We start from the raw sequence: 5,573 nt of genomic DNA, 5'->3' as shown, positions 1-5,573 counted from the left end.
TGTGGAAGGTTTAAACAACAAGTTAAAGCTGATTAAACGCAAAGCTTATGGATTTCGTAATTTCTGCAACTTTGAGCTTAGGAGTCAGCTTTCTATGATTTTTTCAGATTGATTCTGCATCTTAAGTTCGGAAGAGCCGATATTGTTAAAATACCGAAATTTCAACAAAAAGGGGCGATCGCCTCCACAACGTCATCTTTTTCGATTTTGTATTTTTCGTTACGGATTCCGTTTTCAAGCTCCCGAACACTACAGATAACCTACTGATACGGAATCCGCACACCATAACCCCTTTTAACGCGATCGCCCAAAATCGATTTAAGTCCTGGCGTACAGGGAATTTACGACGAAGGCCGCAAAACAGGGTTTTTAAACCTGGATTCCGTATGAATTTTTAATCGATTAATCTTTCCAAAAATTGGGTGGAGAAACACTCCCTTTAACTTGGTCACTCAAGTCGTCAAGGCTGCTTAGCGCCCAAGATTTATCACTTGCTTCGATCGCCGCTCGAATATCTTCTATCTTTTCGAGAAAATCGTCGTGATTCTCTGGCAACAATTCAATAAATTGTAAATAATTATATAGATGGTAGATTAGATGAAATACTTCACTGCGATCGATCTGTCGGTGATGAGGATCTTGTAAAAAAAGCTCGACATCAACGAGCCAGTCTAAGGCGGCATATATGCCGTCAACATAAACATGAAATACTGCTGTAGAAATTGCGGCATCAGATGCTTTGGGATAGGCGATACGAAATGCTTTTCGAGCATCTTCAGAAACTCGGCCTCGCTCCAGCAACGCTCGGACGATCTCAAGTTTTTGATTGCTTGAAAAATTAACGCGATCGAAGTTTTGTTTTTGAGACACGATTGATTAAATTTCTCGGTTTTACTTTTCGTATACTTGTGAAGATTTTATAATGATTTGCTTTGGTAAGGAATTTTTTATTAATTGTCACATTAAAAAAATAATTATTCTAGAAATTTGTAATTCGCTGTTTTAAATTTTTATTTGTTCTTTAAGAACGTAGAATCTATTTCAAAAAATTTATTTAATTTTTTATTTTTAATCTTATCTTCGTTTTTAAATTGTTTTTTATAGGGTAAATTCAAATGTTTTGTACTTCATTCAAAACCCAACTAAAATCTTAAGAGTTTTGCGTTTTGATATGCGATCTTGTTGTTTTATGACAAAAGAATTGTGTTCGTTACGATCCGTGATAGAGTGAAGCTAGCGAAAGAATACGATTTTCATCGATTTGAGATAGATTTTCGTTTGAGTTCGCCAATTCAACTCCACTTGTATCAATAACAGCAAACAAAAAAAGGCTAACGTTTTTTAGCTTTATACGTTTATCGTCAAACAGCTTATTTAGTTCGATTTTAAATGTTCAACAAACGCGACGATCGCCGTTTAGAGTGGCAGAAACGAACGAGTTGAATACACTGCCCACCCGATTCTACCTCGATTTTAGCCCGATCGCTTAAAAGATACGTCGCGTCACTCGTCGCAGAAAAACCACACCGAGAAACTATCATGAAATTTGAAACCGCCGTCCAAGAAGCCTGTTTCGATCGTATCGCCGGATGGATGCGAGAGTTGTTCGGAAAACTTCCCTGTGCGCGTCCCGACATTCCCGGTTTGGGCGTTTTCCGAGGATCTGCCCTCGTGGAGGTGTTCGTATTTCCCTGGGGAGACAACGAAGCCGTCATTCACACGCGATCGTCGGTCATCAAAGGCGCGAACCTCACCCCAGATCTGATGAAGTATCTGCTGGAAGCGAGCGCGCAGATGCGCTTCGGAGCCTTCGCCCTCGACTCGAACGGTAATATTTTGTTCGAGCATACCATCGTTGGCTCGACCTGCGATCGCAAAGAACTCGAAGCCTCCGTCAACGCGGTGTTAGAAGTAGCCGACGAGTACGACGACTACATCCTCAAAAACTGGGGCGGACAGCGGGCGCTCGATCGCCTTCAGGTATACTCCCCCACCGCCGCCTCGTCTTAATCGCTCAATCGTCCATCTGCCACGGTTGGATTAAATGCCCCTCGTCGAGAATCCGTTTCGGGCGCAAAATCAACACCACTTGTCCGAGAACAGTTTCGGCCGGGGCTTCGTCAAACCAAGCAACATCGACAGTATCGCCCGTTTCGACCAAAAAGTAGCTGTTGGGATTCCACACTCGCACAGCGCGATCGACCACCACCACCACCTGTTCGGTTCTGCCCTCGGGAGCGTTGGGCAAATCGGTACTGCGCGTAAGAACGGCGACGGGATCGGCAGCTTTAAGAACCACTTGCCAACCTGGAACGGGAATGCAAGCGGTATTCGGAGGAACAGTGGTGATGCGAAACGGTTCGATCGCCGTCACCGGAGAGAGGGTTTCGATATCCGACGCCGAAAGCGGGAACTCTCCCGCCACCGGAACGAGACGGGGCAGTTCGTCTTCTTGTTCGAGACGGTAAAAGGGCAGTCGAGGCGCTTGGTATTTCGGCGGAGCGCTAATCTCGCTCAACAGCTTTTCTAACTGTTGGCGAGCGCCGTCGGTTTGCACGAACTTCAACCCTCGAGCGATGAGGCGAGTTCGCTCGGCGAGGTCTTTTTTCTGACGAGCTTGTCGCCAACACTGATAGGCAACTGCATCCCCCGGTCGAGACGTAAAGCCCTCTGGTAAATTCGACAGACGAGAAGTCAGTTTCATGTCGCGGGTGAGGCTGTGAGCGTCGTCGACGTCGAACTGTTTTTCGGCAGCCAGTTCCACCGCAGCAGACCGTTGTTGGCGGTTTAACAGGCGAAATTCGTAGAGAACGTCACTGTGGGGACCTTCGCTGTAGGCTTTGGCGCGATCGGAAACGCCGACTTCGACGATGCTGTCATACACTTGCGCGGCGACGATGACTTGATTTTGGACGACCGCTTCAAATCCCGTTTCTTCAAAAATATTGTTGGGGTCGTATCCTGCTTTGTGGAGTTGGTGGCAGGCTTTCCCCCACGCGATCCAATTTCCGTCTTTATGACGGAGCGATCGCAACAAATCGCGGACTTCTTCGTCAGACAGTTCGAGGCGGTCTCGGCTGTGTTCGCTCATTTCCAGGCAGATATGTATGAATCGAAAGCGTTTTTAGTATAAGAGGAATCGCAGGGAGCGATCGCCCCCGAGGGAAAGTCCCAGTCTTCTTCACCCCCGAACTCCCTCAACTTCGGGATTGCCGATACAATAGTAGGGGCGAACGGCGTTCGTTTTGACGTAGCATTTCCGAGCAGTTTGCAGCCGCTTGGCAACCACGAGTTTCAATGTCTCAACCCCCCATCTCTCGTTTTCATGCGACGACTCCTCTACAAAAACCACGGGAGCGGTTTCAATTTCAAGATACAGCTTTAGGCTTAGTTTCGACCCGCAGCTTTCCGGCCATCGTCGGTACGGCCGACATGATGCTGAAATCGGCCGACGTAACCCTTGTCGGTTACGAGAAAATCGGCAGCGGTTACTGTACGGCGATCGTGCGCGGACGCTATCCCGACGTGCGTTTAGCGGTTGAAGAAGGGGCGAAAACGGCCGAACAGTTCGGACAGTTAGTCTCGAAGTTAGTGATTCCGCGTCCGATGCCGAATTTAGAGGTGGTGTTTCCCCTCGGCAGTCGCTTGGCGGAACTCTGTCAGAAGCAGCGAGGTTACTCTCGGTTGAGCAATCGCGCGATCGGTTTGTTGGAAACGCGGGGCTTTCCGGCGATGGTGGGGGCTTCCGATGCCATGTTGAAATCGGCAGACGTGCAACTGGCGGCTTACGAAACCATTGGAGATGGGTTGTGTACGGCGATCGTACGCGGTACGGTGGCTAACGTCGCCGTGGCGATCGAAGCTGGAATGCACGAAGCCGAACGTATTGGGGAACTGCACGCGGTGATGGTGATTCCCCGATTGCTGGAAGATTTGGAAAACGTGCTTCCGGTGGCCAGTTATTGGCTTGACGAACAAGCACCGCTGCCGGTGTTGGTGTCGAGTCCTGTAGAAGAGAAACGAGCCGAACCGTTGAAGTTACCGGAACTGGAAAAAGTCCCCGTCGAACTCGAGCGGGTCGAGGAGGTCGAAGAAATCGAGATCCGCCCCGAACCCCTTCAAGAACCTCGTCAACTGCCGCAATCTCCGCCCCAGGAACAGTCGTTCGAGTTAGATTAGCGCTCGTCGAACAAAGGATTTTGACTGACCAGCATCATTAGAGTGCAACACTACCCTAATTCTTTTTGACGTTTCAGACCTCCTTTAACCCTATGACTGCCGATCTGACTCGAACTGCTCGACTACGTGCTGAAGTTGCTGCCATGCCGGATTGGTTGCGCCGTCCGATCGGAAATGCCGGTGAAATCTCGACGGTACAGCGCATCGTCAAGCAGCGTCAGATTCATACAATCTGCGAGGAAGGTCGCTGTCCGAATCGAGGAGAGTGCTATGCCAACAAAACGGCGACGTTTTTGTTGATGGGGCCGGTTTGTACCCGAGCTTGTGCGTTCTGCCAGGTGGACAAGAAACACGCGCCGATGCCTCTCGACCCGGAAGAACCCCGTAAAGTGGCTGAGTCGGTGCGGTTGTTGAGATTGCGCTACGTCGTGTTAACGTCTGTCGCGCGAGACGATTTAGCTGATGGGGGCGCTGGGTGGTTCGTCAAAACCATCGAGGCGGTTCGAGAACTCAATCCCCAGACTCAGGTAGAGGTCTTGACTCCGGACTTTTGGGGGGGAACTTCAACGGAGTTTTCTACCGACGAGTTACAACGTCAGCGTATCGAAACGGTGGTTCGCGCGAAACCTGCCTGTTTTAACCACAATGTCGAGACGGTGCGACGGTTGCAGAATCCGGTGCGACGGGGCGCGAAGTACGATCGCTCTTTGGGAGTGTTGCGAACGGTGAAAGAAATCGATGCGGGGATTCCCACGAAATCGGGGTTGATGTTGGGACATGGGGAAACCGAAGCGGAAATTCTCGAAACCCTGCGAGATTTGCGAAAGGTCGGGTGCGATCGCGTCACGTTAGGTCAGTATATGCGTCCGTCTCTCGATCGTCTTCCAGTCCAGAAATATTGGACGCCTCAAGAGTTCGATCGCCTTGGGGGTTTCGCCCGTAAATTAGGGTTTTCGCAAGTGCGATCGGGGCCGTTGGTTCGCAGTTCTTACCACGCTGGAGAAGGGGAAGACAAGATCGTTGAATCCGGCGATCGCTTAGAGTTTTAAAACCCACATTCCGCACTTCAAACGTAGTATATGGGTAGTATAAATTAAAATTGAATCGGAAAGGAATTAAGTATTTCGACTCAGCCAACTGACCCCTTGATTTGAAAATAACATTCAAGAGCTAACTGACTTGACAAAAATAGTAGGATGTGCAGAATGACTTCCGGCAAGCTTTTCTGTCATCATCAAAAAATGTAGCCATCAGAAAAAGGAAGAGACTATGTCGGTAGAGGTCAAAAATTTAGACCACTTGGGGTTAGTGGCGGGAATCATTGACGAAATCGGAATTGTCGAAATCGTCAACGACTTACTCGGAGAAAAAAGACGGAAAAAGTTAGCGCGGGT

The 5,573-nt window shown here is 49.0% G+C and carries 7 protein-coding genes; 5 read left to right on the top strand and 2 right to left on the bottom strand.

All coding sequences use genetic code 11. The features are described from left to right. Nucleotides 1–112 (top strand): transposase (locus POG22_RS16560; RefSeq protein ID WP_498903168.1); only part of this gene is annotated, 112 nt, incomplete at its 5' end. A 290-nt stretch (nt 113–402) separates the two neighbouring features. On the opposite strand, the gene POG22_RS16555 is transcribed toward POG22_RS16560, so the two are convergent. Next, nucleotides 403–870 (bottom strand): hypothetical protein, encoded by a 468-nt coding sequence (locus POG22_RS16555; protein ID WP_498906474.1) that lies wholly within the window; start codon nt 868–870, stop codon nt 403–405. A gap of 669 nt (nt 871–1,539) precedes the next feature. Here POG22_RS16555 and POG22_RS16550 point away from each other — a divergent pair. Next, complete coding sequence (locus POG22_RS16550; protein ID WP_063717336.1) at nt 1,540–2,010, top strand: T3SS (YopN, CesT) and YbjN peptide-binding chaperone 1; 471 nt, start codon at nt 1,540–1,542, stop codon at nt 2,008–2,010. A 4-nt stretch (nt 2,011–2,014) separates the two neighbouring features. On the opposite strand, the gene POG22_RS16545 is transcribed toward POG22_RS16550, so the two are convergent. Then, the gene (locus POG22_RS16545; RefSeq protein WP_063717338.1) at nt 2,015–3,091 is read right to left on the bottom strand and encodes a RuBisCO accumulation factor 1; all 1,077 of its coding nucleotides are present in this window, start codon (nt 3,089–3,091) and stop codon (nt 2,015–2,017) included. 206 nt (nt 3,092–3,297) lie between these two features. Between POG22_RS16545 and ccmO the strand changes: the two genes are divergently transcribed. The 3 genes from ccmO to POG22_RS16530 form a co-directional block, all read left to right on the top strand. Continuing rightward, on the top strand, nt 3,298–4,179 hold the full coding sequence (gene ccmO / locus POG22_RS16540; RefSeq protein ID WP_498906472.1) for a BMC domain-containing protein: 882 nt from the start codon (nt 3,298–3,300) through the stop codon (nt 4,177–4,179). Between the two features lie 92 nt (nt 4,180–4,271). Beyond that, nucleotides 4,272–5,228, top strand: coding sequence for a lipoyl synthase (gene lipA, locus POG22_RS16535; protein WP_063717342.1), 957 nt, complete (start codon nt 4,272–4,274; stop codon nt 5,226–5,228). 220 nt (nt 5,229–5,448) lie between these two features. Next, nucleotides 5,449–5,573, top strand: a 125-nt coding sequence (locus POG22_RS16530; RefSeq protein ID WP_498906476.1) for a DUF4277 domain-containing protein, incomplete at its 3' end; no start/stop codon positions are given.

This window comes from Geitlerinema sp. CS-897 (assembly GCF_028368005.1).
Lineage (GTDB): Bacteria > Cyanobacteriota > Cyanobacteriia > Cyanobacteriales > Geitlerinemataceae > Baaleninema > Baaleninema simplex.
Note: the sequence above shows the minus strand (reverse complement) of the source record. Positions and strands in the feature narration are given on the sequence as shown.

What these genes read in the sequence shown, in the direction of transcription:
- POG22_RS16550 (WP_063717336.1), top strand. Translation starts at nt 1,540, where the DNA reads ATGAAATTTGAAACCGCCGTCCAAGAAGCCTGTTTCGATCGTATCGCC.
- lipA (WP_063717342.1), top strand. Translation starts at nt 4,272, where the DNA reads ATGACTGCCGATCTGACTCGAACTGCTCGACTACGTGCTGAAGTTGCT.
- ccmO (WP_498906472.1), top strand. Translation starts at nt 3,298, where the DNA reads ATGTCTCAACCCCCCATCTCTCGTTTTCATGCGACGACTCCTCTACAA.
- POG22_RS16545 (WP_063717338.1), bottom strand. Translation starts at nt 3,091, where the DNA reads ATGAGCGAACACAGCCGAGACCGCCTCGAACTGTCTGACGAAGAAGTC.